The sequence below is a fragment of the Vibrio sp. RC2502 genome, from assembly GCF_054850435.1.
Genome location: NZ_CM141453.1, coordinates 2,438,792 through 2,464,840 on the forward strand (window position 1 = coordinate 2,438,792; position 26,049 = coordinate 2,464,840).

The following is a 26,049-nucleotide window of genomic DNA, read 5'->3' on the forward strand; positions in this document are numbered from 1 at the left end:
TAACTCTATTTTGTTTGGGATTCTAACCTAAAGGGCTAGGTTTATAACACCAATCCGCCCAATTTATTAATCTAAGCCTAAAGCTTTCTTTACTGGTTTGAAGCTCTTACGGTGCTCGCTTATCACACCATGTTGCTCAATTGCTTCAAAGTGCGCTTTGGTTGGATAACCTTTGTGCTTCGCAAAGCCGAATTGCGGATACTGTTTATCCAGCTCTTCCATCTCTTGGTCGCGCACAACTTTGGCAATGATGGAAGCGGCACTGATTTCAGCCACTCGTAAATCGCCTTTCACCACAGCTTGAGAATCCATCGGTAGCTCAGGGCAACGATTACCATCGATCAGCACTAAATCTGGCTGTACCTTCAGTCCCGCAATCGCACGTTGCATAGCAACCATGGTAGCTTGCAGAATATTCAGTTCATCAATCTCTTCGGGAGAGCAACGGCCTACCGCCCACGCTAGCGCTTTTTCTTTGATTTCAGGAAGCAGTGCCAGACGCTTTTTCTCGCTCAGCTTCTTAGAGTCATTCAAGCCTTCGATTGGGTTATTGGGATCGAGGATAACTGCAGCGGTGACGACATCTCCAACCAAAGGGCCGCGTCCAACTTCATCGACTCCGGCGATCAATTGGTAACCTTGAGGGTATTCAAACGGAGGGAGCTCTACTTTTGCTTTTGTCGTTTTTGCTTTCGCGACCATGGTACTTCTCTATTTTTCAATCAATTTCAATACTGCATTCGCAGCTTGTTGATCCGCGTCTTTACGAATCCAATGATGCATTTCGGTGAACTTATCAAGCATTGGCTTATTATCACTCTCTAGCAAACGAGAAACTTCATTGAACAAGTTGTCTGGTGTGCAATCGTCTTGAAGATACTCTTTAACCAGTTCGTCATCTGCGAGAATATTGGGTAGTGACACGTACTTAGTTTTCAATAGGCGCTTGGCCAGAAAGGCGGTAAAGGCATTGACGCGATAGCCAACAACCATAGGACGTTTAAGCAACATGCACTCTAACGCTACCGTTCCAGATGCTAGCATTACCGCATCAGAGGCTGTAATAACATTGCGAGCCGTATCATCCACCAATTTGAAATCAAGCTCGGGCGCATGCTCTTTCCACGCTTGCTCAAATTGCTCTCGACGTTTTTGATTAACTAGCGCCACTACAAAGCCCAAACCAGGGTATTTTTGGTGCAGAAGCTTGCACGTCTCAATGAATGGCTGAGAGAGCATCTTGAGCTCACTACCACGGCTACCCGGTAAAACTGCTAACCATTTTTTGTCTTGTTCAAGTCCTAGCAGATCTCGCGCAGGCGCTTGCTCAGATTGCAAAGGGATAGAGTCCGCTAAGGTGTGACCGATAAACTCACAAGGCACTTTAAATTTATCGTAAAACGCCTTTTCAAACGGTAGAAAAGCCAGTACCAGGTTGGTCGCTGCCTCGATTTTGAAGATACGCTTTTGACGCCACGCCCATACTGAAGGGCTCACGTAGTGCACGGTTTTAATGCCTGCTTGCTTTAAATCTAACTCTAGACGCAAGTTAAAATCTGGCGCATCAATTCCGACAAAAACATCTGGCGGGTTCTGGGTGAAGTACTTAACAAGCTCAGCTTTTATTTTTAACAAACGAGGTAATCGTCCAAGCACTTCAACTAAGCCCATTACAGCTAACTCTTCCATATCAAAAAGAGATTCACAGCCTTGCGCGATCATTTTTGGCCCACCGATGCCGACAAACTCTGCATTCGGGTATCGCTCTTTCACTGCCTTGATAAAGCCTTCCCCTAGCGTGTCACCAGATAACTCGCCAGCAATGATGCCAATACGTAATGGTTTTTCCATATCGATTCCGCCCTATGTACTATGGATAAGGGATTCCTTATCCATAAAACACAAAAAGACCGCAGCCCTAATTGGGCGCGATCTTTTCCACTTATTGATTCATTCGTGAATTAACGAATGATACCACGTTCCGTTGTTTCTAGAATGTCAGAAAAACGCTTCACTGCTGGCCATTCTTGTGCCATTTCTGCAAGAATTGGTTTCACTTCTTCTAGCGTTTTACCAGAGCGGTAAATTTCTTTGTACGCTTTTTGTAGTGCTCGAATTTCTGGTTTCTCAAAACCATTACGCTTCAAGCCAACTAGGTTCAAACCAAACGGCGTAGCATGGTTACCTTGAGCAAGTACGTAAGCAGGAACGTCCTGAACAACCGCAGAGCAACCACCAACGTATGCATAAGCGCCTACCGTACAGAATGGGTGAATAGCAGAAAGTGCCATTACACCAGCGTGATCTTCTACTGTTACGTGACCACCCAGAATCGCATTGTTACCAATGTGAGTATGGTTGCCTACTACGACGTCATGCGCGATGTGCGCATTCACGCACAGTAGGTTGTCGTCGCCAATCACTGTTGTCGCTTTGTCTTGCACAGTACCACGATGAACCTGAACCGCTTCGCGAATCACATTACGGTCACCAATAACCACGGTTGTATCTTCGCCACCATACTTCTTGTCCTGGTTTTCTTCACCAATCACTGCATGTGGGAAAATACGGTTATCTTTACCAATTTTGGTATGGCCTTTGATTACTACGTGAGACATGACTTCAGTACCTTCACCAATCTCCACCGTTGAGGTGATGTAGGTAAAAGGACCAACCGTCACGTTAGCGCCAATTTTTGCGCCTTCTTCTACCACCGCAGCTGGGTGGATTTTAGCGGTTTCATGAATCATATTAAAACTCTCGACGAGCACACTTCAGCTCTGCTGAACACACTACTTCGCCGTCAACTTTTGCTACACCGCTAAATGCAGCAATGCCACGACGCTCTTTTAGAAATTCAACTTCAATAACCATTTGGTCACCAGGAACCACAGGTTTACGGAATTTCGCGCCGTCTACACTCGCAAAGTAGTACAACTCGTTTTCTGTCGGTGCACCAAATGATTTAAATGCTAGTAGGCCAGTAGCCTGAGCCATAGCTTCCAGAATCAACACACCTGGGAATACTGGTAGTTGAGGAAAGTGACCTGTGAACTGAGGTTCGTTAACCGACACATTTTTAATTGCGTGAAGGTACTTCGCTTCTTGGAAGTCAATCACTCGGTCGATCAATAAGAATGGGTAGCGATGAGGTAGTAGCTCTTGAATTTCAGAGATGTTCATCGTTTTCTTTTCAGTAGTCAAAGTCGTCTTCCTATATCAATTCTCTTAACCAAGATGGCAAGGCAGCGGCAAAGGCCGCAAACTGGGAAATGCCTGCAAAGTGTATACCAGCTTGATAATAAATCTACTAATAGCGCGTCATTATAGAAGAAAAAGACCCGCATTTCGCGAGTCTTTGTTCAGAATATGGAACTAAGATTCTTCTTTCTGCTCCAGCTGTTTTTCAACAGCTTTCAAGCGTTTGTTCATCTCGTCAATACGGTGAACACGAGTTGCCGTCTTGCGCCATTCTCGGTTCGTCTGTAATGGGATACCTGATGAATAAAGACCCTTTTCTTCGATACTGCGCATTACCATGCCCATACCGGTGATGGCAACACCATCTGCGATAGTGATGTGGCCATTTAGAACCGACGCGCCGCCGATCTGACAGTACTTACCAATTTTAGTACTGCCGGCGACAATAGTACCACCTGGCATCACGGTACCATATCCGATCTGCACGTTATGTGCGATTTGAAGTTGGTTATCAAGAATTACATTGTCTTCAATAATGGTGTCTTCAAGTGCGCCACGGTCAATCGTAGTACATGCACCAATCTCGACGCGGTTACCAATGCGCACAGAACCAAGCTGAGGGATTTTAATCCACTCGCCTTTATCGTTCGCATAACCAAAACCGTCAGAGCCAATGACTGTGCCAGATTGAACCAGACAGTCATCGCCCAATGATACTTCATGATAAATTGTCACATTAGCCCAAAGCTTGGTGTTGTTCCCCAGCTTCGCGTTTTTACCGATAAAGCAACCTGCGCCGATAACAACGTTATCACCCAGTTCAACTCCCGTTTCAATAACCGCGTTTGCGCCAATTGCAACGTTTTCACCCATCTTCACATCGGATGCAATCACTGCACTCGGTGCAATGTCTTCAGCAGGTTTTGGTGTGGTATCCATAGCCTGAACAACACGAGCGAATGCAACATAAGGGTCAGCAACGACGAGTGCATTACCAGCACACTGGTCCTTATGCTCTGCCTTCACCATCACCACTGTTGCTTTACATTCAGATAGATGCTTTGCGTATTTTGGGTTAGACAAGAAAGTCACGTCACCTTCTTGCGCTTTATCCATTGGAGCTACACGGCCAACGACGAGTGACTCGTCACCAAATAGCTCACCCCCGGTAATTGTCGCCAACTCGGCTAATGTCAATTTTTTCATAACTTCTTATTTTAGAGCTTTAATTACGTCTTCTGAGATATTGTATTCTGGTTTGCCGTATTGCAGTGCAGAAATATCAATAACTAGGTCGTAACCTTTTTTGTCTGCTACTTTCTTCACAGCATCTTGGATTGTTTTGAATAGCTTCGCTTTCTCTTCTGCTTCACGACGAGCGCTTGCTTTCTCTAGAGCTTGAGCTTTTACTTTGTATTCGCTGTCTAGCTTAGCGATGTCGATACGCAATTTCTCAATTTCTTCCTGACCTAGAAGCTCACCATCACGTTGTAGTTTTTCAATCTTGGTTTTAGCTTGCGCTTGAATTGATTTCAGCTCATCAGCTTTGCTCTTAAAGTCTTTCTGCATTTTTTGTAGAACGACTTCACGTTGAGGAAGAGCTTGGAAAACTTGAGCAGTGTTTACGTAAGCGATTTTCTGTGCAGCTTCGGCTGCGTTTGCAAACATTGAAGAGCTCAGTACAAGAAGGCCAATCCCAGCCGCTTTGATCATTTTATTCAAAATATTTTCCTCTTTAGAAAGTTCTACCGATAGTGAATGTGAAGAACTCTTCATCATCGCCATCAAATTTCTTAATTGGTTTCGCTAGTGAGAAGACTAGAGGCCCCATTGGAGACATCCACTGCAACGCCGCACCATAAGATGAACGGTAGTTGGTTGGATCTGAGTAATCGTAGTAGTAACGGTCACCATATTCTGCACCAGAGTCGCGATAGTCAAACTCGGTATCCCAAATACTTGCCATATCGAAGAAAATACTGGTTCGAATTTGGTTGCGAACTTCGTCCGACGCAAATGGTGTAGGAACAATCAGCTCGATACTTGCTAGCGCTACTGCGTTACCACCAACAGAATCGTCTGTAGCAGTATCAGCACCATTGTTCGAGCCAGAGTAATCACGATAAACTGCTTTCGGACCTACGCTGTTAGAGCCGAAACCACGTAGTGTCGTAAAGCCACCTGCGTAATAGTTTTCGTAGAATGGGAACAAGTTATCGTTGCCATCCGTCTGACCGTAACCGTTACCATAACCTAAGCGACCACGGAACAAGAGCGTGAACTCATGCTTCTTAGTCAAAGGCACGTACTGACGCACATCGTACTGCATTTTGAAGTATTGAACGTCAGAGCCAGGTACGGTCATCTTGTAGAATGCACGTTGGTGGTTACCCGCTGTCGGGAAATAACCGCGGTTCAGGTTGTTACGAGTCCAAGAGATGTTGAAATCAAAGTCGTTGGTGTTTAACGCACCGCTTGAGTCGATATTGTCTGCTTGAGCTTGCAAGAATTGCTCTACCTGCAAGTAAGGTGACAAATTACCGATCTTGTTGTGGGTATAACCAACGCCGAATTCAAAACGGTTCAGTTCGTCAAATGGGAAACCCCATGTCAAACTTGCACCATAACTTTGGTTGGTATAGTCAACGATACCCGCTTCCGATGCTTCAAATTCATCGTAGAAAATCTTACCGCCCAAGCTGACACCATCAAGGTTCCAGTATGGGTCGCGGTAGTCTAAGCTCACGTTCTTTTGATAGTCGTTCATCATCGCGTTAATACCAACGCGGTTACCGCTACCTAAGAAGTTGTCTTGTTGCAGACCAACTTGGAAGCTGACGCCCGATTCGGTACCGTAGCCAACACCAAAGTTTACGCTGCCTGAGTTCGCTTCTTTAACCGAGTAAACCAGATCAACTTGATCATCACTACCTGGTACACGAACCGTTTGTACTTCTACGTTTTCAAAATAGCCAAGACGGTTAAGACGTGTCTTACCAGTTTCAATCGACTTGGAGTTTAGCCAGCTGCCTTCCATTTGGCGCATTTCACGACGCAACACTTCATCTTTCGTTGAGTTATTACCAGTAAAACGAATGTCGCGAACGTAAATTCGATTACCTGGATCAACATTCACAACCAAGGAGACTTGTTTGTTTTCATCGTCAAATTCAGGGATGGTGTTTACTTGAGGGTAAGCGTAGCCAGATTCACCAAGCACACGCTTGATGCCTTCTTCCATCGAAGTCACAAGAGAACCGTTGTACGTTTCATTGTCTTCGAATGGAACGAGTCGTTCGAAGGTCGCTTCTTCACCAATCAGGTCACCGCGGAATTTTACATCTTTAACGGTGTACACTTCGCCCTCTTCCAAGCCAAGAGTAATGTATACCCCTTTCTTGTCAGGAGAGATCGCAACTTGTGTAGAATCAACGTTAAATTTCAGGTAGCCGCGGTCAAGATAGAATGACTTCAGCGCTTCGATATCACCGGCAAGCACTTGCTTTTGGTATTTTTCGTCCGCGAGGAAATTCCACCAAGGCACATCAACGTTCAAGTTGAAACGAGAAAGAAGTTCTTCATCCGAAAAGACTTCATTACCGATAAAGTTGATTTGCTGAATTTTTGCCGACACGCCTTCCGTGAAGACAAATTTCAAGTCAGAACGGTTACGTGGCAATGGAGTCACAACCGCTTTCACTGTTGCGTTGTACTTACCAACACTGTAGTAAAAATCTTCCAAGCCTTTTTCGATGTTACTTAGCGTAGTACGATCAAGCGCTTCACCTTCACGAACGCCAGATGCATTCAGGTTTTCTTGTAGCTGCTCGTCCTTGATCGCTTTGTTGCCTGAGAATGAGATGCTTGCGATAGTTGGACGCTCTTTCACTTGAACCATCAACACGCCACCATCACGCAGCACTTTTACATCTTCGAAGTTACCAGATGCGTACAGTGCGCGGATAATCTCTGCAACATCGCCTTGGTCAATGGTATCACCGACACGTACAGGCATTTTTAGCAACGCCGCACCAAGTGCTACACGCTGCAATCCATCGATTTCAATATCTTGAACTACGAAGTTCTCTGCTCCGTTTGCAGATACACTGGTCGCCAGTAAACTTGCAAACAGAATTCGCTTAATCGCCATACTTGTTCTAATTATTCCTTGCTACTGCTTTTGTCTCTGAACTATCACAGACGAGTAAAATCATTAAATAGCGCTAACGCCATGAGCGAGAAGATGATTGCACCACCAATTCTAAAGCCCATTTCCTGTACTTTTTCTGGGACTGGGCGTCGGATAACGGCTTCAATTGCGAAGAACAATAAATGACCACCATCCAACATAGGTAACGGAACGAGGTTAATAATACCTAGGTTAACACTAATTAGAGCGAGAAAACCTAAAAAGTAAACTAGACCGTAGTCCGCCGTCGCACCCGCACCTTTTGCAATCGAAATTGGGCCGCTCAGATTGTTAAGACCAACATCACCAACAATCAGTTTTTTCAACATGCTGACGGTCAAACCAATCACTTGGCCTGTCTTATCAACCGCTTTACCAATTGATTCGAATACACCAAACTGCAGCTCGAAGCGATAACTTTCTGGCCATTCTGCGACTTCAGGTGCGATACCTGCGAAGCCAACCACTTGTTTGTTAGCCAGCTCACGACTGTCTGGTGTTAATGTTAGTGATTGCTCAATGCCTCGGCGTAATACCGTCAACTCGATTGGAGTATTTGGATTTGAGCGTACAGCATCTACGACTTGTTTCCAGTCATTGATAGGCTCACCACCAATCGCGATGATTTCATCTTCTGGAAGCACACCTGCTTTCGCGGCTGCACCACCTTCAGAAACTTGTTTAATAACGCGATAGATTTCTGGTGTATATGGTGCAAAACCAAGTGAATGCATCGCAGATTCGGTTTCTGGATCAAATTTCCAGTCACGAAGGTCCAGCGTTTTCGTCACTTCAGCGCCAACTTCTGAGTCTGACGTCAGTGTTAGCGTCATAGCGTCATCACCAATATGAGAAATTAATCCCATATTAACTGATTCCCAATCCGGAGTTTTGATGCCTGATACTGCTTTTAGTTCCATTCCAGATTCAATTCCTGCCTCAGCAACAATCGAATTGGGCGTAACTTCACCAATTACGGGTTTTACCGCTGGTACACCAATCAGGAAAACCAACCAATAAGCAAAAATAGCAAATAAGAAATTAAAGATAGGGCCAGCTGCAACAATAGACGTTCGTTTCCAAAGCGGCTTTTGATCAAAGGCTAAATGTTTTTCACTTTCTGGCACATCGTCAACACGGCTATCTACCATTTTGACGTATCCACCAAGAGGAATCATTGAGATAGTGTATTCGGTTCCGTCTTGACCAACTTTTCGCCAAATAGACTTACCAAAACCGATGGAAAATCTTTCAACCTTCACGCCACAACGACGAGCAACCCAAAAGTGCCCAAACTCGTGCACGGCAACGAGAATGCCCAGTGCAACGATAAAAGAAACAAGATTCCACAAAATACCAGTCATTAGCTACGCTCGCGTATAATTTCTAGGGCGATAGTTCGAGACATTCTATCTAGCTCTAGCAAGCTTTCCAAGCTATTCGCATTCTCAGGTTTGCAGCTTGCGGTGATTTTATGCAAAACCAATTCATTGATGCGAGCTATGTCTGTAAAACCAAGGCGATTATTTAGAAACGCATCAACAGCAACTTCATTGGCTGCATTTAGAGCAGTAGTCGCGTGTTGCCCTTCGTAACACGCGTCAATCGCAAGCTTCAAACAAGGATAACGAGCAAAGTCTGGTTGCAAGAATGTCAATTCACCTACTTGAGTAAAGTCTAGCGGTTTTACACCGGCATCAACACGAGAAGGATAAGACATTGTCAGCGCAATTGGTGTTGCCATATCTGGCTCCCCCATTTGCGCCAGTACCGAACCATCACGATACTGAACCATTGAATGGATCACGGATTGCGGGTGAATAATCACTTTTAACTGCTCACGAGCCGCATTGAATAGCCATTTTGCTTCAATGTACTCAAGACCTTTATTCATCATAGTCGCAGAATCGACCGAAATCTTTGGCCCCATAGACCAGTTAGGGTGCGCGATTGCCTGTGCTGGCGTTACGCTGTCGAGATCGGCAATGTCAGCGTAACGGAATGGACCGCCAGATCCGGTTAACAGAATACTAGAAATGCCATGCTCATCTAAGTTACAGCGGCCAAGATTGGTTTGAACTTGCTGTGGTAGGCATTGGAAAATAGCATTATGTTCACTGTCTACTGGCAGCAACTCTGCCCCATATTGTTCAACGGCATCAATAAACAACTGTCCAGACATGACAAGCGCTTCTTTATTCGCCAGCAATACGCGCTTGCCCGCTTTAACGGCCGCCATGGTTGGCAACAAACCCGCTGCACCAACGATGGCCGCCATTACGCTATCTACTTCTTCTAATGAAGCCACATGACAAAGTGCATCAACACCACCTAACACTTCTGTATTTGGTGAAATGGTGTGGATTTCTGATTGCAGATCAACAGCCGCAGCCTTATCCGCCATTACCGCGAATTTAGGCTGCCATTGGCGACAAAGTGCCACCATCTTTTCAACGTTAGTGCCAGCCGCTAGTGCGACCACAGAAAACAGCTCTGGGTTTTGTTCAACCACTTTTAAGGTGCTTGCACCTATTGAGCCTGTTGCACCAAGAATCGTTAACTTTTGCATGATGTAAGACCGTTAGAAAAATTCAGGAGCGATGAAGCCGCTCCCGATAAATTAGAATACGTAGTATAGAAGAGCAAAGACTGGAAATGCAGCAGTCAGGCTATCGATGCGATCTAATACGCCACCGTGGCCTGGAATGATGTTACTGCTGTCTTTGATGCCAGAAACACGCTTAAACATGCTTTCGACTAAATCACCTAATACAGAAATCACGACAGTGATCAACGTAATGATGATCATATGAATTGGGCTCGTGAACTGGATATTGAACCAATCGGCGAACAACCAGCCAACAATCAGTGCCGCGATTATACCGCCAATAAGACCTTCAATCGTTTTGTTTGGGCTAACATGTGGTGCCATCTTGCGCTTGCCTAAACTTTTACCAGCGAAGTAAGCACCGCTGTCTGCAGCCCATACCAAGAAGCAAACGTACATTACGAGCTTTGCACCGTGGTATGGATCTACGGAAATGTCTGTGGCTCTTAGAATGATTACACTCCAAAGAAAAGGGAGTAATGTCAGAAAACCAAAAACATGTCGTAAAGCAAGGTTGCCTTGCCAAGATTTTGTGGTTTTCGGGTAAGTAATTGCCATCAAGCTCGCAATAATCCACCACACAAAACCAAGCCCTAACACAACATAATGAGGTGTACTTAAATGGTTTAAGCTATGTGCGTCAGGTGAGATAAAGAGAAAACTAAGTCCGGTAACAACGGCTGCCGGAATCAGTGCAGCAATGCGAGAATTGCTTTCTGTAAATTGTGTCCACTCCCAAAAACCTAACAGTGTTATCGCCGTCAACGCGATAATAAAGCCCATTAGGGGTAACTTAAAAATACCTAAAATAACCAGGGGAGCTAAAATTAGTGCTGTTATTATTCTCTGTTTCAAACTAATTAGTCCTTATTGAGCCGTCATCAATGCCTTTACTTGTTCACCAGTACAGCCAAAACGACGCTCACGGTTAATAAACCACGTCACAGCTTCAACTAAGCTGTCTTCGTCAAACTCTGGCCAAAACTCTGGCGTAAAGTACATTTCAGCATAAGCCATTTGCCACAGCATGAAGTTGCTGATGCGGCATTCGCCACTAGTACGGATCAAAAGATCCACCTCTGGTAGGTCTGCCATGGTCAAATGCTCAGTGATTAACTGCTCATTAATATCCTCTACACGAATTTCACCGTTACGAGCTTTAAGCGCTAGTGCTTTAGCCGCTTCTGTGATGTCCCATTTACCACCATAATTGGCCGCAATGTTAATCACCATACCAGTGTTGCTTGCCGTTAGATTTTCCGCTTCTACAATTTTCTTTTGTAGGCGCTCACTAAAGCGGCTTGTGTCACCAATAACACGTAACTGTAAGTTGTTTTTATGTAGCTTTTTTACTTCACTAGACAGGACTGTGATGAACAGTTCCATCAAAAGACCAACTTCTTCCTCCGGACGACGCCAGTTTTCACTACTAAAAGCAAATAATGTCATCGCTTTAATGCCAAGTTTGGAAGCCGCAGCAACGGTCTTACGAACGGCATTAACGCCTTTTTTATGGCCAAATACGCGAGGTTTTCCTTTGGACTTAGCCCAGCGACCATTACCGTCCATGATGATGGCAATATGCTTAGGGAGGGAGTCAGAGAAGGCTTGAGAATTTTGCATAGGGAGTTAATTGAGTTCCATCAGTTGGATAGATTAACACAAAAAAACGCTGCACTGTGAGCACAGCGTTTTCCAACAGTGATGTAGGTGGGAGTATTAAACTTCCATCAACTCTTTTTCTTTTGCAGCAAGAACTTCGTCGATCTTCTTAACTGCTACGTCAGTCAGCTTTTGGATCTCTTCTTGTGCTTTACGATCTTCGTCTTCAGAGATTTCTTTATCTTTTAGAAGCGCTTTTAGATCGTTGTTTGCGTCACGACGGATGTTACGTACTGCAACACGACCACCTTCAGCTTCACCACGAACGATCTTAACTAGGTCTTTACGACGCTCTTCTGTTAGTGGTGGAAGTGGAACGCGAATGATAGTACCAGCAGACATTGGGTTTAGACCAAGGTCAGACATCATGATCGCTTTTTCAACTTTTTGAGTTAGTTCTTTGTCGAAAACTGTGATTGCTAGTGTACGTGCGTCTTCAGCGACAACGTTCGCTACTTGGTTAAGAGGAGTAGCAGCACCGTAGTACTCAACAGAGATACCAGATAGTAGGCTTGGGTGTGCACGACCAGTACGAACTTTAGAAAGGTTGTTCTTTAGCGCTTCAACGCTTTTGTCCATGCGCTCTTGCGCGTCTTTTTTGATTTCGTTAATCACGGTTTCACCTTAAAAATGTCATCTTTCCTGAAGAAAGCTTAAAAGGGTTGAGCAAAGCGAAACGCCATCCAACGTTGTTTGGATGGCGTATTAGAATTATGCGTCAGAGTTGATCAGCGTGCCTTCTGCTTCGCCCATCACCACGCGACGTAGTGCGCCTGGCTTGTTCATGTTAAATACGCGGATAGGCATTTTGTGGTCACGAGCAAGTGTGAACGCAGCCAAATCCATTACTTTAAGCTCTTTATCCAGAACTTCTGCGTAAGATAGCTTATCATACAGCTCTGCGTCTGGGTTTGCTACTGGGTCAGCAGTAAATACGCCATCAACTTTCGTTGCTTTTAGAACTACGTCAGCTTCGATTTCGATACCACGTAGACACGCAGCAGAGTCTGTTGTGAAGAATGGGTTACCAGTACCTGCTGAGAAGATTACAACGCGGCCTTGACGAAGTTCGCGAATTGCATCAGCCCAATTGTAGTCATCACATACGCCTTTAAGAGGAATTGCAGACATTACGCGCGCATTTACGTATGCACGGTGAAGAGCGTCACGCATCGCAAGGCCGTTCATTACTGTAGCAAGCATACCCATGTGGTCACCCACTACACGGTTCATACCAGCTTCTGCAAGACCAGCGCCACGGAACAGGTTACCGCCACCGATAACTACACCAACCTGAACACCCAGTTCAACAAGTTCTTTAACTTCTTGTGCCATACGATCAAGGATCGCAGGATCAATACCAAAACCGTCTTCACCTTGAAGAGCTTCACCACTCAGTTTTAATAGAATACGTTGATACGCTGGTTTAGGGTTCGTAGTCATGGAGTTTACCTTCCAAAGAGAGTTGTTGATTAACAGTCATGAATAATCACAAGCTTGCTTATGGTTATTCATCACGGCTAATCGTCTACTGCTCATAAAAAGACCGCAGCCAAGGCCACGGTCTAATCTTTACACAAGTCTCTAAGGATTAACCTTTTTGAGCTAGTGCAACTTCTTCAGCGAAGCTTAGGCCTTCTGCTTTCTCGATACCTTCACCAACTTCTAGGCGAACGAATGTAGCAACTGAAGCACCTTTTTCTTTCAGCATTTCACCTACAGTTTTCTTAGGTTCCATGATGAATGCTTGACCAGTTAGAGAGATTTCGCCTGTGAATTTCTTCATGCGGCCAACAACCATCTTCTCAGCGATCTCAGCTGGCTTGCCTTCGTTCATAGCGATTTCAACTTGAACTTCTTTCTCTTTAGCAACTACGTCAGCTGGTACGTCTTCTGGGTTTACGTACTCTGGCTTAGAAGCAGCAACGTGCATTGCTACGTGCTTAAGAGTTTCAGCGTCGCCTTCACCAGCAACAACTACACCGATTTTCTCACCGTGACGGTAAGAAGCGATTGCAGTACCTTCAACGTATTGTACGCGACGGATGTTGATGTTTTCGCCGATTTTAGCAACTAGAGCAACGCGAGCTTCTTCGAATTGCGCTTGTAGCTCTTCAACTGTAGCTTTTGAAGCTAGAGCTGCAGCTGCAACTTCTTGTGCAAACGCAGTGAAGTTACCGTCTTTAGCAACGAAGTCAGTTTGGCAGTTAACTTCAAGAAGAACAGCTGAACCGTTTTCTTCTTTGATGATGATCGCACCTTCAGCTGCAACGTTACCAGCTTTCTTAGCTGCTTTCGCTGCGCCAGATTTACGCATGTTTTCAATTGCTAGTTCGATGTCAGCGTTTGCTTCTACAAGCGCTTTCTTACATTCCATCATGCCAGCGCCAGTGCGCTCGCGAAGTTCTTTAACTAGAGCAGCAGTTACAGTTGCCATTCTCTATTCCTCGTTTGATTCGAAATAAGGTAAAAAACAGGGGCCTACATTGTCGGCCCCCGATGCTAACTATAACTCAGTCTATGCTACAACAAGGTTTCACATAAACTAAGTGTGACACAGAGCCGCTATTATTCAGCTTCTACGAAGCCGTCTTTTTCAGCAACTACTGCAACGTCTTTGTTGCGACCTTCAGTTACTGCAGATGCAGCAGCGTTTAGGTATAGTTGAACTGCGCGGATCGCGTCGTCGTTACCTGGGATGATGTAGTCAACGCCGTCTGGGTTAGAGTTAGTATCTACCACAGCGTATACTGGAATACCTAGGTTGTTAGCTTCTTTGATTGCAATGTGTTCGTGATCAGCGTCGATTACGAATAGAGCGTCTGGTAGGCCGCCCATGTCTTTGATACCACCAAGAGATTTCTCTAGCTTCTCCATTTCACGAGTGCGCATTAGAGCTTCTTTCTTAGTTAGTTTGTCGAAAGTACCGTCTTGAGATTGAATCTCAAGTTCTTTTAGACGCTTGATTGACTGACGAACAGTTTTGTAGTTCGTTAGCATACCGCCCAACCAACGGTTGTTCACGTAGAACTGGTTGCTAGCGATTGCAGCTTCTTTAACAGCTTCAGATGCAGCGCGCTTAGTACCTACGAATAGAACTTTACCTTTTTTCTCGCCAACTTTAGCTAGTTCAGCTAGAGCTTCGTTGAACATTGGTACAGTTTTTTCTAGGTTGATGATGTGAACGCGGTTACGAGCACCAAAGATGAATGGCTTCATTTTTGGGTTCCAGTAACGAGTTTGGTGACCGAAGTGAACACCAGCTTTCAGCATATCGCGCATTGATACAGTTGCCATTTTAAAATCCTCTATGGGGTTAGGCCTCCACATCCCCCATAATTCCGACCAAGCTTCTGCTCAGCACCCCGGAACATGTGACGGAATGTGTGTGATTTAAAGATAAAAAGGTTAATCGGATGAAGCTTGCTTCGCCGCTTAGCTTTTGCAGAGCGAAGAGAACAGTCCTCTATTCCGGCGCGCTTTATATCATATTTTAGCTCAAGATGGCTAGTAAAAATTGTTTCTTATACTTGTCACATTAGCAGGAATGCTACCCTACTCTCGGCCAGATTCTATTACTACACTTCAAGTAAGAATGACTCATATTCTTAACTGGCTTGGGTTAACCGCCAGATGTCTGATAGAATGCGGCCATTCGCACGTTTACGTGCTTACGAATAAGTAGAGAAAGCCAATGTCAATCAAGATTAAAACTGCTGAAGAAATCGAACGCATGCGCATTGCGGGCAAGCTGGCCGCAGAAATTCTAGAAATGATCGAACCACATATTCAAGTGGGAGTTACGACAGATGAACTGAACAAAATCTGTCATGAATACGCTCTAGAAAAAGGCGCATACTCTGCACCGCTTGATTACCATGGTTTCCCTAAGTCGATTTGTACGTCTATCAACCATATTGTTTGTCACGGAATTCCTGCTGAAAAAGACGAGATTGGTAGCAACGGCCAAATGAAGCCGGCGGTACTAAAAGATGGCGACATTCTTAACGTTGATATCACGGTGATCATCCCGAACGATGAGAATGCAGACCTAAGCGTACGCCCTCAAGGCTACCACGGTGACACATCTAAAATGTTCCTAGTCGGTGATGTTTCACCAGCCAACAAGCGTCTATGCATGGTTGCTCAAGAAGCTCTTTATGTCGGTATGCGTACCGTTAAACCTGGTTCAACTGTTGGTGATATCGGTACAGCTATCGAGAAATACATCAAAGAAAACAATAAGAACAACCCTCGAAATAAGTTCTCTATTGTTAAAGACTTCTGTGGTCACGGTATCGGTGATGAGTTCCACGAAGAACCACAAGTGGTTCACTACAAGAACAAAGACCGCCGCGTACTTAAAGAAGGCATGTGTTTCACTATTGAACCAATGATCAACGCAGGTAAATTCGGTTGTACTGTTGACGCACAAGACGACTGGACTGTATACACAGGTGACGGCAAAAACTCAGCGCAATGGGAACACACTATCGTGGTAACCAAAGATGGTTGTGAAGTATTAACGCTACGCAGCGATGATACGATTCCTCGCCTAATGAAAAATGCGTAACCAAGAATGACTTCAATATCCCCGCTCATGCGGGGATATTTTTTATCTCCGCGAGATTTGTTAAATTAGAAAGGTTTGTAGATCTTTACTTTTAGCTTGCACGGATAGCAAATATGCCACTTCAGTCCCCTCTTACGTTTTCCGACGAACAAATCAATATCGGCGAACTAAAACAAGAGTTAGAAAAATTCAGCTCAACCCAAAAACAAGAGTTTCTTAACCATCACCCTGTGACCAGCTTAGTATTGGCTCGCGCAGAGTACATGGACTTGCTGCTGACGCGTTTATGGCAATACTTCGGTTTTAATGACATTTACAACATCTCATTAGTGGCCGTGGGCGGATATGGTCGCGGTGAACTGCATCCGTTGTCCGACATAGACATTCTTGTTCTTTCTAACAACAAACTGCCGACCGCGTTGGAAGCGAAAATCAGTGAATTTATTACCTTACTATGGGACTTAAAACTGGAAGTTGGCCATGCGGTTCGCACTGTCAATGAATGTGCACAAATCGGTCGTGACGATCTAACGGTTGCCACTAACCTACAAGAAGCACGTCTGCTTTGTGGCAGCGAAGACACATTCCAAGCTCTAAAAAAGGTCGTGCTATCCGACTCTTTCTGGCCGAGCGAAACCTTCTACCGCGCAAAAATCCAAGAACAACGCGAACGTCATGCTCGCTACCACGATACGACCTATAACTTAGAGCCCGACATCAAATCGACCCCAGGAGGTCTTCGCGATATTCACACTTTGAGCTGGGTAGCGCGCCGTCACTTTGGCGCCACATCTCTGCTAGAAATGAGCCGTTACGGCTTTCTTACCGATGCGGAATACCGCGAACTGGTGGAGTGTCAGGACTTCTTGTGGCGTGTCCGCTTTGCGCTGCACATTGAACTTCGCCGATACGACAACCGTTTGACCTTCGCACATCAAGCACAAGTGGCCGAAAACCTCGGTTATGTTGGTGAAGGCAATCGCGGCGTCGAGATGATGATGAAAGAGTTTTATCGCACACTTCGTCGCGTCGCCGAATTAAACAAAATGCTGCTCAAACTGTTTGATCAAGCCATCATCAATGGTGGCGCAACGGAAAACGCGGAAATTTTGGATGCCGATTTTCAACGCCGTGGATCGTTAATCGAAGCCAGAAAACCCGCGCTATTCCAAGCCAGACCTGAAACTATTCTTGATATGTTTTTGCATATCGCGAACGACTCAACCATTGAGGGGGTAAGCCCTCCAACCCTGCGCCAACTGCGTACTGCACGTCGCCGCTTAAACAAGTTTTTACACACGATTCCAGCGGCTCGTGAAAAATTCTTAGCGTTATGTCGACACCCAAATGCACTTCATAAAACGTTCAGTTTGATGCATAGACTTGGGGTAATGGCCGCATATTTACCGCAATGGAGCCAGATTGTTGGTCAGATGCAATTCGACCTGTTCCACGCCTACACGGTTGACGAGCACAGCATCCGCCTACTCAAACACATCAATACCTTTAACAATCCAGACAACCATGCGAAGCATCCGATTTGTTGCGACATATACCCTCGCATGCAAAAGAAAGAACTGCTGATCATTGCAGCAATCTTCCATGATATTGGTAAAGGTCGCGGTGGTGATCACTCAGTGATTGGTGAAGGTGAAGCGTACGATTTCTGTATTGAACACGGGCTGTCGAAGCCAGAAGCTAAGTTAGTGGGCTGGCTGGTGAGGCATCACCTTCTCATGTCAGTCACCGCACAACGACGCGATATTTACGATCCTGACGTCATTACAGAGTTTGCGAAACAAGTTCGTGACGAAGAATCTCTTGAGTATTTAGTGTGTCTCACGGTTGCGGATATTTGCGCAACCAATCCAGAGTTGTGGAATGCTTGGAAACGCACGCTGCTTGCCGAGCTCTTCTACTCAACGCAACGCGCACTGCGTCGCGGATTAGAAAATCCGGTTGATGTGCGTGAGCGTATTCGCCATAACCAACAGATGGCTTCCGCATTGCTGCGCAAAGAAGGGTTTTCTGCGCGCCAAATCGAAGTGTTGTGGCAACGATTCAAAGCCGACTATTTCTTGCGCCATACTCACACTCAAATCGCTTGGCATTGTGCGCATTTACTCCGTATGGATGATCCAAACAAGCCGCTGGTACTTATCAGCAAAAAGGCTACGCGCGGTGGAACAGAAGTGTTCGTTTACACCAAAGATCAACCAGCGTTGTTTGCTACCGTGGTGGCGGAGCTCGACCGTCGTAACTTTAACGTTCATGACGCACAAATCATGACCAGCAAAGACGGCCACGTGATTGATACCTTCATGGTGCTCGACCAACATGGAGAAGCCATTGACGAATCTCGCCATGCTGCCGTGATTAAACACCTCACTCACGTACTGGAAGCGGGTCGTCCGACGAAGATTAAAACGCGCCGCACCCCAAATAAACTTCAACACTTCAATGTGAAAACCAAAGTCGATTTCTTACCAACAAAAGGGAAGAAACACACCTTGATGGAGTTTGTAGCACTCGATACTCCGGGACTACTAGCCAAAGTCGGACGTACTTTTGCCGATTTGAATATCAACCTCCACGGCGCAAAGATCACGACCATCGGCGAACGAGCAGAGGACTTATTTATTCTCACTAGCGAAGCTGGCGGTAGACTCAGCGAAGAACAGCAAAATGAATTGAGAGACAAACTGATCGAGAAGTTATCTGACGCCGTCACTGCCTAATTCGAAACTGCCAAAACATCCGGTTCAGAGTGAGGGCGATCTTGTCCACAAGTTGAGCAATTTGGCTAAATATCAGCTATCTAGCTCATACATAGGCTGCTACAGTTATATCAATATCAATTAGATGTAATAGAGGTAGCCTATGTATCCCCACCTCACTGGTTTGGGTATTCATGATCCCAAGCAGATTGAACGTTATTCCCTACGTCAAGAAGCACATAAAGACGTGCTCAAAATCTACTTCCATAAGCAAAAAGGCGAGTTCTTTGCCAAAAGCGTCAAATTCAAATACCCACGCCAAGTAAAAAATGTCTTAGTTGATAGCGGTAGTCATAAATACAAGGAAGTAACGGAAATCAACCGTAACCTTACTTTGGTTATCGACGAACTCAACAAGATCACAAAACCAGCGAAAGTGTCTGAACTGGATGTAAAACAAAAGATTCTTTCTGATCTTCGCCATTTAGAAAAAGTCGTTTCTAGCAAGATCGCCGAGATCGAAGCGGATCTAGAAAAACTCAAATAGCCTTTGAGAATCGGTAAACAACAAAAAGGGTTGGCAAACATGCCAACCCTTTTCTATTTCTCTTCGCTAGAGCACAGCCTCTTTACTTAACGAGCTCTTCGTCCCACTCAAATCGAGTAAACAATTGCTGCCACGTATCGTCGATACTCGCTTTCATCACTAGCTCTTCATTTGTAAATGGATGCACAAAACGCAGCTCCGAAGCATGTAACAGCAAGCGGTGTGAATCAAATTCGTTACGGAACAATTTGTTGTGTTTACCATCACCGTGCGATGTGTCCCCCACAATTGGGTGACGTAGGTGGGCCATGTGACGACGCAATTGGTGCTTGCGACCAGTCTTGGGCTTCATTTCCATCAAACAGTAGCGCGTTGTTGGGAACTTGCCCGTCGAATAAGGCACTTCCACTTTCGCCTGTGGTTTGTAAGCGGTTACGGCCTCTTGAGCTTCTTTTTCTTGTGAGGCGAACTTATCTGCAATTTTGTCTAATTCGACTTTTAACGCGTAATCTAAAACGCCCTCTTCCTCAATCCAACCACGGACAATCGCGTGATAGGTCTTCTCCATTTTGTGCTCAGCAAACATAGGCATCACTTGAGAAGCCACTTCACTGGAGAGCGCAAACACCAAAACGCCAGAAGTCGGACGATCCAAGCGATGCAACGGAAAGACATGCTGACCAATTTGGTCTCGCAGAGTCTGCATGACAAACTGAGTTTCGTGTTTATCTAGCCAACTGCGATGAACCAACATGCCGGCGGGCTTGTTCACCGCAACAAAATACTCATCTTGATAAACAATCTCCAACTCTACTGGAGCCACGGTTTGTGATGTTTCTTGTTCTGACATTGAAGTTACTTACATAGTTCGTCGATAGTTCGAATCGTGTTCAAAAGCTCTGCGTACTGCGGCTCTTGCTTCCACGCTTCTGCAAAATAAGGTTCAATAGAGAAACCTCTTGGCAAAGGTTGGCTACTTTCTACTAAAGCGTGCATTCGAGCAATAAAAATCCACTGCAACCATTCATGTGGATCAAGCGTATCTATCGCGAAAGGCTCCACACTTTGCAACGCTTCTGGCGACGGCATGGTTTGTTGCCATAGCTCGTGCTTTTGAAGTTGTGCTTCAAGTTGGTACAGTAATTCCACCAGTTTTGTGCTTGTAGTCATTAACTTTTACATCTCGAACCTTGAATTAGCCGAGAATGATACCATTTCTTGTCAAAAGAACGTTAGGACGTCGTATTTAATGGAAAACATTCAAACCCTCACCCAGTTACTGAAAAACAGTCATTGTGAATATCAAATCTTCGACCTTGGCCGACGCATCAAAACGATCGATTCGCAATTGTTCGCCGATGTTGAAAAAGGTCTGTGCCCTTACCCATACCCAATGCAGCGTAAAGCACATTTAGCGATTGCTTATTGGAATGAACAAAAACAACCTTGGATTTGGTTTTTAAAGTTTGAACTGGATGAGCGCGGCTTACTCAAGCAATCTGATATTGGCAACTTCATTAAATACGTAGTTGAAGCCATGGGCACTCGTCTAAGCGAAGAGATGTCTGAAGAGCAACAACAAAAACTCTCCAATAATCCATACACGTTCAAACCTTCTGAAGACAAGATGGCGGTATTCCACAGCCAAGTTCGAGCAAATTTGGATCTACCCACCAGCCAATATTACGAACATACACAGCACTACTTCACAGGCGGTCTAGGCTGGGAAAATTGGCAGACGGTTGGCCTGCAAGGAATCACCGATATCGCCGCACGCCTTGGTAAAGAGCAAAATGCGGTCACTCTGCGTAAAGCTCTCAATCATTTACCTAACGAGCCTCTATACGCACTGCTTGGTGCTCTTGAGCATGTCAACTTACAAGAACGACTGGCGCAGCGTATCGCAGAAAAAGCGCAGCAAGAGATTCACAGCACAGAACCAGATTTGTTCTTGCTATCGGCATTAACTCGAGCGTTAGCAGGCGCTCCAACTGAAATCTCTTTGCCAGTACTAGAAGCGATTTTGCAAAGCCCTCGTTTAAGTCACCAAGAAGTACTGATCGGTATTGCGGGACGAGCATGGCATCTTCTTTCTGATGCAAAAATCGCTGAACAATTTTTGCTGCGACTCGCACAAACAGGCAATCAAACCCTGTTCAATCAATTATTTGCCGATTTAGTTATGCTGCCAGAGCTAAGAATGGTATTGCTACCTTTGCTGCACTCTAGCCCATCGGAAGAGCTAGCCACTGCACTCATCAAATTGCAGCAAGCCACAAAGGGATAAGAAAGGATTAAGGATGATAGGAGATCTACTGGCAATACTTGGACTGTGCTTTTTCTGTTTTCTATTTTGGCAACAACGACGTCAATCTGAGTTAGCCAAAGTTGCCATCTCACGAAAATGCGAGCAATTAGATCTTCAGCTCGTTAGCATCGCTTTTGGAGCACACAAACTGAAAACGCCAGACGGAGTCTGGCGTTGGCATACAGTGTATCAATTTGAGTTTTCATCTCTTGGCGATGACTGCTATCAAGGCCAATTGACAATGGTTGGATTCAGGCCGCAGAGCTTTCACCTACCGCCACATCGCTTGTAAATTCCATTTCAAAGTAAGGGCCGAATAAGTCCTTACTTTCTCTTGTTTTAACAAATCCCAGTTTTTCCAATACCGCCATTGATGCTTGGTGATTGCTGTTTACATTCGCTTTCACCTTATGTAGTTCCAATTCGCGGCACGCTTTAGGGAAAAACGCTTTTAGCGCTTCTGTCGCTAGCCCTTTACCCCAATACGCCTTATCAAAAATAAAACCTAATTCGGGTTCGGAATCGAGATGGGAAATGAATACATGCCCCATATAGTCACGGCTCGTACTCTCAAGTACCGCCATACTATAAATATTTTCGTCATCCAGTATTTTCTCAAACAATTGTTTGGCAGAGGCTACTGTATGAGGACCATTCATTTCGGCACGGTTTTTCGCACAGCAATTAAGCATAACGAATTCTAGTTGCAACGACTCATTGTAGGGTAGAAGAAGCATTCTTCTGGTTACTATGGCCACATCTGTTCCTTGATTACAGCAAACTTAATTAATCCGCATATCACAAGCTAAGCGAAGCTGAGCCTGCCAAGTGACTGCGGGAGATAACGCCTTGTAGAGAAGCCGAAAGTTAAACCAACTGATTGGAAAGGATATTGATCTGGATTGTTTTTTATTAAGTGTTATTAGGATTTTATAAATTTTGTGACATTGACGGTTTTACCATCGAAAATAAGAAAGACCCCGACACGAATGTATCGGGGTCATGGTCTTACTCGCAGCAGTCCGGCTACTAAATAGTGCTCCATGCATCATCCATAATAGTTGCTGATTCCGTCAGCTCAGTCCTTACGTCGCCGTCCTAGCGGTGTCCTTATCATCCTGATAGCTAACATTCCCCGTTAGCGCACATCACTTGTTCCTTGAGCGGTGTCCCTTGCATCTTCCTGATGCTGTCCATAACCTCAATCCTATGAGGGGTCCATTGTCTATCCTTAGTCATCAACATCCTATTGATGATTGCTTCCTTACAATGTCCTGCGCTCCATGCTTGATCAATCATCCTGATTAACCAAATCGTCTTCCTGACGATAACCAAATCCTTGGTGCTTTCCTGTTCCGTGTCTGCTTCCTGCAGACAAGGTTAAATTTACGCTTTTCCTTAGCTTTCACAATCTACCCTAAAACAATTTTTTTTATTCGCAACGGTTAATAACATGTTAAATCATTATTTATCAAAACCTTACGAGCAAGCTTTTCTTTAAAACTGATGACGAAATCGTTTTCTCTTACACGCTATGTAAGAGATCTCTCACAACCCACTACCGAAATTGCTATTCGCTAAATCCCACCTCTCAAAGTATGATGACAACTATATCGTTATTAAGGATTGAAAATGTTAACTCAAGACGTCACGAAAGAGCTGGAAGCTGTGATGGAGCAGCTGCAACGAGAAGGGAAAGAGCCAACGGTTGCACTAGTGAAAGCACGTATGAAGACACCAGTCCCAATGCCTGCACTCATTACTGTTATCAAAAGCTGGAAGAGCGCGAATCACGTTCCAAAAGTAGAAGTCACTGCGCCACTATCGAAAGAAGAAGATCGCCTGACGGCACTTGAAAACACAGTCGAAAAATTAACCGCTCGTATTGAAGAGCTAGAAGCAAAACTGGGTGAGAAATAAGAATGAAGTTATGGGTAGATGCAGACGCTTGTCCTAAAGTGATCCGTGAGACCATCGTGCGTGCCGCAGAACGAACCGGCGTAGAGTGCACCTTTGTCGCTAATCACGTTGTACCAGTGCCAAAAAGAGCCAACATTCACTCACTTCAAGTCCCTGCAGGTTTTGATATTGCTGACAACGAAATTGTTCGTCGTGTAGAGCCAAATGATTTGGTCATCACATCCGATATCCCACTTGCCGATGAAGTCATCACTAAAGGCGCTCTAGCGTTGAGCTCTCGTGGCGAGCTTTACACCAAAGACACCATCAAAGCGCGTCTTAATATTCGTGACTTTATGGAAACCATGCGCTCAAGCGGTATTCAAACTGGCGGACCTGCGGCACTTTCGCAAACCGAACGCCGCGAGTTTGCAAACCATCTGGATAGAATCCTCGCGAAGCGATAAAGGGCTTTCTTTCAAACATTGAAATGATCCATCTCTGAAATAAGACTCAACAGAGTTCGTACTTCAAACATGCAAAAAAGCCTGCGAATATCGCAGGCTTTTTTTGGAGCTGTGTGAGGTGCCCTAAGTATTACGGTGTGTAATACGTTGCAGCGCCCGGGCCGACTGGTAGACCAAATACGAATACCCATAGGTAGAACAGCAGACTCCAACCTACGATAAAGCAGATTGAGTAAGGCAGCATGGTCGCGATCAGCGTACCGATACCTAGATTCTTCATGTAGCGAGTCGCTACCGCCAAAATCAAACCAAAGTAGCTCATCATCGGTGTGATGATGTTCGTGGTTGAATCACCGATACGGTAAGCCGCTTGAATGGTTTCTGGAGCATAACCCACTAGCATTAGCATTGGCACGAAGATAGGAGCTGTCACGGCCCACTGCGCCGATGCAGAACCGATCATCAGGTTAATGAAGCCACACATCAGAATGAATGCGAAGAACAACATAGGGCCAGTCAGACCGATGCTTTGCAGGAAGTCAGCACCTGCAACGGCAAATACTTGGCCAAAGTTCGTCCACTTAAAGAAAGCAACAAACTGCGCAGCGAAGAACACCAACACGATGTACATGCCCATCGAAGACATTGATTTAGACATCGCATCGATAACATCACGGTCGGTTTTCATCGTGCCAACGACTTTACCGTATACAAAGCCAGGGATAGCGAAGAATACGAAGATGAAAGCTACGATACTTTTCAGGAATGGGGATCCTGCAACAGTGCCAGCGTCTGAACGTAGAATGCCGTCTTCTGGAACAATCGTCCAAGCCAACAAAGCAGACACAACCAACACAGCAAGACCAGCAACTTTCAGACCTTTCTTCTCAAGGTCAGTTAGGTTGCCCATTTTGTCGTTAGACAAATCTTCAGCCGCTTCTTCCTCGTTGTACTTGCCAAGTTTCGGCTCAACGATTTTCTCTGTAACGAATGCACCCATACCCGCGATGAAGAACGTCGACACAAACATGAAGTACCAGTTTACTTCTGGTCCAACAGTGTAAGTCGGGTCAATCATTTGAGCTGCTGTCTCAGTAATACCTGAAAGCAGTGGGTCAACCGTACCAATTAGAAGGTTTGCTGAGTAACCGCCCGATACACCAGCAAATGCTGCCGCAAGACCAGCAAGAGGATGACGACCAAGGGAATGGAAAAGCATTGCAGCTAGTGGGATAAGAACCACGTAGCCAAGCTCAGAAGCGGTGTTTGAAATGATACCAGCAAAAACAACCGTAACCGTCACCATACGTTGTGACGCGCCCATTACTAGGCCACGCATTGCTGCTGAAAGTAGGCCCGAGTATTCCGCAATTGCAACACCAAGCATCGCAACCAATACCGTGCCTAACGGTGCGAAACCAACAAAGTTTTTCACTAGATTGGTAACAATAAGCTCTAGACCGTCAGCGTTAAGTAAGCTGACCACTTGAATCATGCCGTCTGCAGCACGACCTTTTGCTCCCTCAGGACGAGGATCGACAACCGATACTTCGAAGTAACCAGCTATACCCGACATCACCAAAATGGCTAAACAGAAAATGGCAAATAGTGTGATCGGGTGGGGCAACAGGTTCCCCAAATATTCGACAGTATCCAAAAAGCGCGTAAACAACGGCTTCTTAGGTGAGTTTTGTTTAATTGAAGCAGATGAACTCATCTGTTCCCTCCTTGTTTTTATTCCTGTGCAATTGTGAAAAAAATGTCACAAAGCGAGCGAAGGGTACTTGAGTAAAGAGTCAATTAAAAGCCAAAAACGTTACAAATTGTAAATCAATGGCAAATTTATAACCAGTTATTTGCATAAATGTAGATATTTCA

26 protein-coding genes are annotated in these 26,049 nt (G+C 45.1%); 7 read left to right on the plus strand and 19 right to left on the minus strand.

The genetic code is table 11. The annotated features are described in order from the left end of the window. Positions 1-66: 66 nt before the first annotated feature. From rnhB to rpsB, 15 genes are all read right to left on the minus strand, one after another. Positions 67-702: a ribonuclease HII gene (gene rnhB / locus ACYJZR_RS11350; protein ID WP_020841167.1), complete on the minus strand. Its 636-nt coding sequence runs from the start codon at positions 700-702 to the stop codon at positions 67-69. Positions 703-711: 9 nt separating this feature from the next. After that, the gene (gene lpxB, locus ACYJZR_RS11355; RefSeq protein WP_053312874.1) at positions 712-1,851 is read right to left on the minus strand and encodes a lipid-A-disaccharide synthase; all 1,140 of its coding nucleotides are present in this window, start codon (positions 1,849-1,851) and stop codon (positions 712-714) included. Between the two features lie 110 nt (positions 1,852-1,961). Beyond that, entirely contained in the window at positions 1,962-2,750 is a 789-nt protein-coding gene (gene lpxA, locus ACYJZR_RS11360) for an acyl-ACP--UDP-N-acetylglucosamine O-acyltransferase (RefSeq protein ID WP_005456706.1), read from the minus strand. 1 nt (position 2,751) lies between these two features. After that, positions 2,752-3,204, minus strand: a complete 453-nt coding sequence (gene fabZ, locus ACYJZR_RS11365; protein ID WP_005456699.1) for a 3-hydroxyacyl-ACP dehydratase FabZ — start codon at positions 3,202-3,204, stop codon at positions 2,752-2,754. 171 nt (positions 3,205-3,375) lie between these two features. Beyond that, positions 3,376-4,407, minus strand: coding sequence for a UDP-3-O-(3-hydroxymyristoyl)glucosamine N-acyltransferase (gene lpxD / locus ACYJZR_RS11370; protein WP_015297139.1), 1,032 nt, complete (start codon positions 4,405-4,407; stop codon positions 3,376-3,378). Positions 4,408-4,413: 6 nt separating this feature from the next. Continuing rightward, positions 4,414-4,923 carry an OmpH family outer membrane protein gene (locus ACYJZR_RS11375; RefSeq protein WP_005456715.1) on the minus strand — a complete coding sequence of 170 codons (510 nt, stop codon included), beginning with the start codon at positions 4,921-4,923 and terminating at the stop codon, positions 4,414-4,416. A gap of 13 nt (positions 4,924-4,936) precedes the next feature. Then, entirely contained in the window at positions 4,937-7,351 is a 2,415-nt protein-coding gene (bamA, locus tag ACYJZR_RS11380; RefSeq protein WP_005456717.1) for an outer membrane protein assembly factor BamA, read from the minus strand. A 44-nt stretch (positions 7,352-7,395) separates the two neighbouring features. Continuing rightward, positions 7,396-8,754, minus strand: a complete 1,359-nt coding sequence (rseP, locus tag ACYJZR_RS11385) for a sigma E protease regulator RseP (RefSeq protein WP_005487230.1) — start codon at positions 8,752-8,754, stop codon at positions 7,396-7,398. Continuing rightward, on the minus strand, positions 8,754-9,959 hold the full coding sequence (gene ispC / locus ACYJZR_RS11390) for a 1-deoxy-D-xylulose-5-phosphate reductoisomerase (RefSeq protein WP_053320327.1): 1,206 nt from the start codon (positions 9,957-9,959) through the stop codon (positions 8,754-8,756). Before ispC ends, rseP begins: the two co-directional genes overlap by 1 nt. Before the next feature lie 51 nt (positions 9,960-10,010). After that, a complete protein-coding gene (locus ACYJZR_RS11395) occupies positions 10,011-10,853 on the minus strand; it encodes a phosphatidate cytidylyltransferase (RefSeq protein ID WP_020838634.1) in 843 nt (280 codons plus the stop codon). A 12-nt stretch (positions 10,854-10,865) separates the two neighbouring features. Then, a complete protein-coding gene (locus tag ACYJZR_RS11400) occupies positions 10,866-11,621 on the minus strand; it encodes an isoprenyl transferase (protein ID WP_005480970.1) in 756 nt (251 codons plus the stop codon). 96 nt (positions 11,622-11,717) lie between these two features. After that, a complete protein-coding gene (gene frr, locus ACYJZR_RS11405) occupies positions 11,718-12,275 on the minus strand; it encodes a ribosome recycling factor (RefSeq protein WP_005456723.1) in 558 nt (185 codons plus the stop codon). A 96-nt stretch (positions 12,276-12,371) separates the two neighbouring features. Next, on the minus strand, positions 12,372-13,103 hold the full coding sequence (gene pyrH / locus ACYJZR_RS11410; RefSeq protein ID WP_005484104.1) for a UMP kinase: 732 nt from the start codon (positions 13,101-13,103) through the stop codon (positions 12,372-12,374). 148 nt (positions 13,104-13,251) lie between these two features. After that, on the minus strand, positions 13,252-14,097 hold the full coding sequence (gene tsf / locus ACYJZR_RS11415; protein ID WP_005456729.1) for a translation elongation factor Ts: 846 nt from the start codon (positions 14,095-14,097) through the stop codon (positions 13,252-13,254). Positions 14,098-14,228: 131 nt separating this feature from the next. Next, positions 14,229-14,957, minus strand: coding sequence for a 30S ribosomal protein S2 (rpsB, locus tag ACYJZR_RS11420; protein ID WP_005456727.1), 729 nt, complete (start codon positions 14,955-14,957; stop codon positions 14,229-14,231). A gap of 397 nt (positions 14,958-15,354) precedes the next feature. On the opposite strand from rpsB, the gene map reads away from it, so the two are divergent. From map to ACYJZR_RS11435, 3 genes are all read left to right on the plus strand, one after another. Further along, entirely contained in the window at positions 15,355-16,233 is an 879-nt protein-coding gene (map, locus tag ACYJZR_RS11425; protein WP_005456732.1) for a type I methionyl aminopeptidase, read from the plus strand. A gap of 113 nt (positions 16,234-16,346) precedes the next feature. Beyond that, a complete protein-coding gene (glnD, locus tag ACYJZR_RS11430; protein WP_406966213.1) occupies positions 16,347-18,971 on the plus strand; it encodes a bifunctional uridylyltransferase/uridylyl-removing protein GlnD in 2,625 nt (874 codons plus the stop codon). A gap of 142 nt (positions 18,972-19,113) precedes the next feature. After that, the gene (locus ACYJZR_RS11435; RefSeq protein ID WP_005456756.1) at positions 19,114-19,497 is read left to right on the plus strand and encodes a DUF3461 family protein; all 384 of its coding nucleotides are present in this window, start codon (positions 19,114-19,116) and stop codon (positions 19,495-19,497) included. A gap of 82 nt (positions 19,498-19,579) precedes the next feature. Here the strand turns inward: ACYJZR_RS11435 and truC are convergent, their stop codons facing one another. Then, on the minus strand, positions 19,580-20,347 hold the full coding sequence (gene truC, locus ACYJZR_RS11440; RefSeq protein ID WP_406966212.1) for a tRNA pseudouridine(65) synthase TruC: 768 nt from the start codon (positions 20,345-20,347) through the stop codon (positions 19,580-19,582). 5 nt (positions 20,348-20,352) lie between these two features. Next, positions 20,353-20,667: a YqcC family protein gene (locus tag ACYJZR_RS11445; protein ID WP_023584124.1), complete on the minus strand. Its 315-nt coding sequence runs from the start codon at positions 20,665-20,667 to the stop codon at positions 20,353-20,355. Positions 20,668-20,746: 79 nt separating this feature from the next. Here ACYJZR_RS11445 and ACYJZR_RS11450 point away from each other — a divergent pair, with 79 nt between their 5' ends. Next, positions 20,747-21,784: a DUF3549 family protein gene (locus ACYJZR_RS11450; RefSeq protein WP_406966211.1), complete on the plus strand. Its 1,038-nt coding sequence runs from the start codon at positions 20,747-20,749 to the stop codon at positions 21,782-21,784. Positions 21,785-21,797: 13 nt separating this feature from the next. Next, positions 21,798-22,097 (plus strand): DUF3301 domain-containing protein, encoded by a 300-nt coding sequence (locus ACYJZR_RS11455; protein WP_005494258.1) that lies wholly within the window; start codon positions 21,798-21,800, stop codon positions 22,095-22,097. On the opposite strand, the gene ACYJZR_RS11460 is transcribed toward ACYJZR_RS11455, so the two are convergent. Beyond that, the gene (locus tag ACYJZR_RS11460; RefSeq protein WP_021452994.1) at positions 22,057-22,542 is read right to left on the minus strand and encodes a GNAT family N-acetyltransferase; all 486 of its coding nucleotides are present in this window, start codon (positions 22,540-22,542) and stop codon (positions 22,057-22,059) included. The two genes, ACYJZR_RS11455 and ACYJZR_RS11460, sit on opposite strands and share 41 nt — an antisense overlap. Before the next feature lie 895 nt (positions 22,543-23,437). Between ACYJZR_RS11460 and ACYJZR_RS11465 the strand changes: the two genes are divergently transcribed. Together ACYJZR_RS11465 and ACYJZR_RS11470 are read left to right on the plus strand one after the other, a co-directional pair. Further along, on the plus strand, positions 23,438-23,725 hold the full coding sequence (locus tag ACYJZR_RS11465; protein WP_025510110.1) for a hypothetical protein: 288 nt from the start codon (positions 23,438-23,440) through the stop codon (positions 23,723-23,725). Positions 23,726-23,727: 2 nt separating this feature from the next. Further along, entirely contained in the window at positions 23,728-24,171 is a 444-nt protein-coding gene (locus ACYJZR_RS11470; RefSeq protein ID WP_005456606.1) for a YaiI/YqxD family protein, read from the plus strand. A 130-nt stretch (positions 24,172-24,301) separates the two neighbouring features. Here ACYJZR_RS11470 and ACYJZR_RS11475 read toward each other — a convergent pair whose 3' ends face one another. After that, positions 24,302-25,888: an AbgT family transporter gene (locus ACYJZR_RS11475; RefSeq protein WP_005484923.1), complete on the minus strand. Its 1,587-nt coding sequence runs from the start codon at positions 25,886-25,888 to the stop codon at positions 24,302-24,304. Between the last annotated feature and the right edge of the window lie 161 nt (positions 25,889-26,049).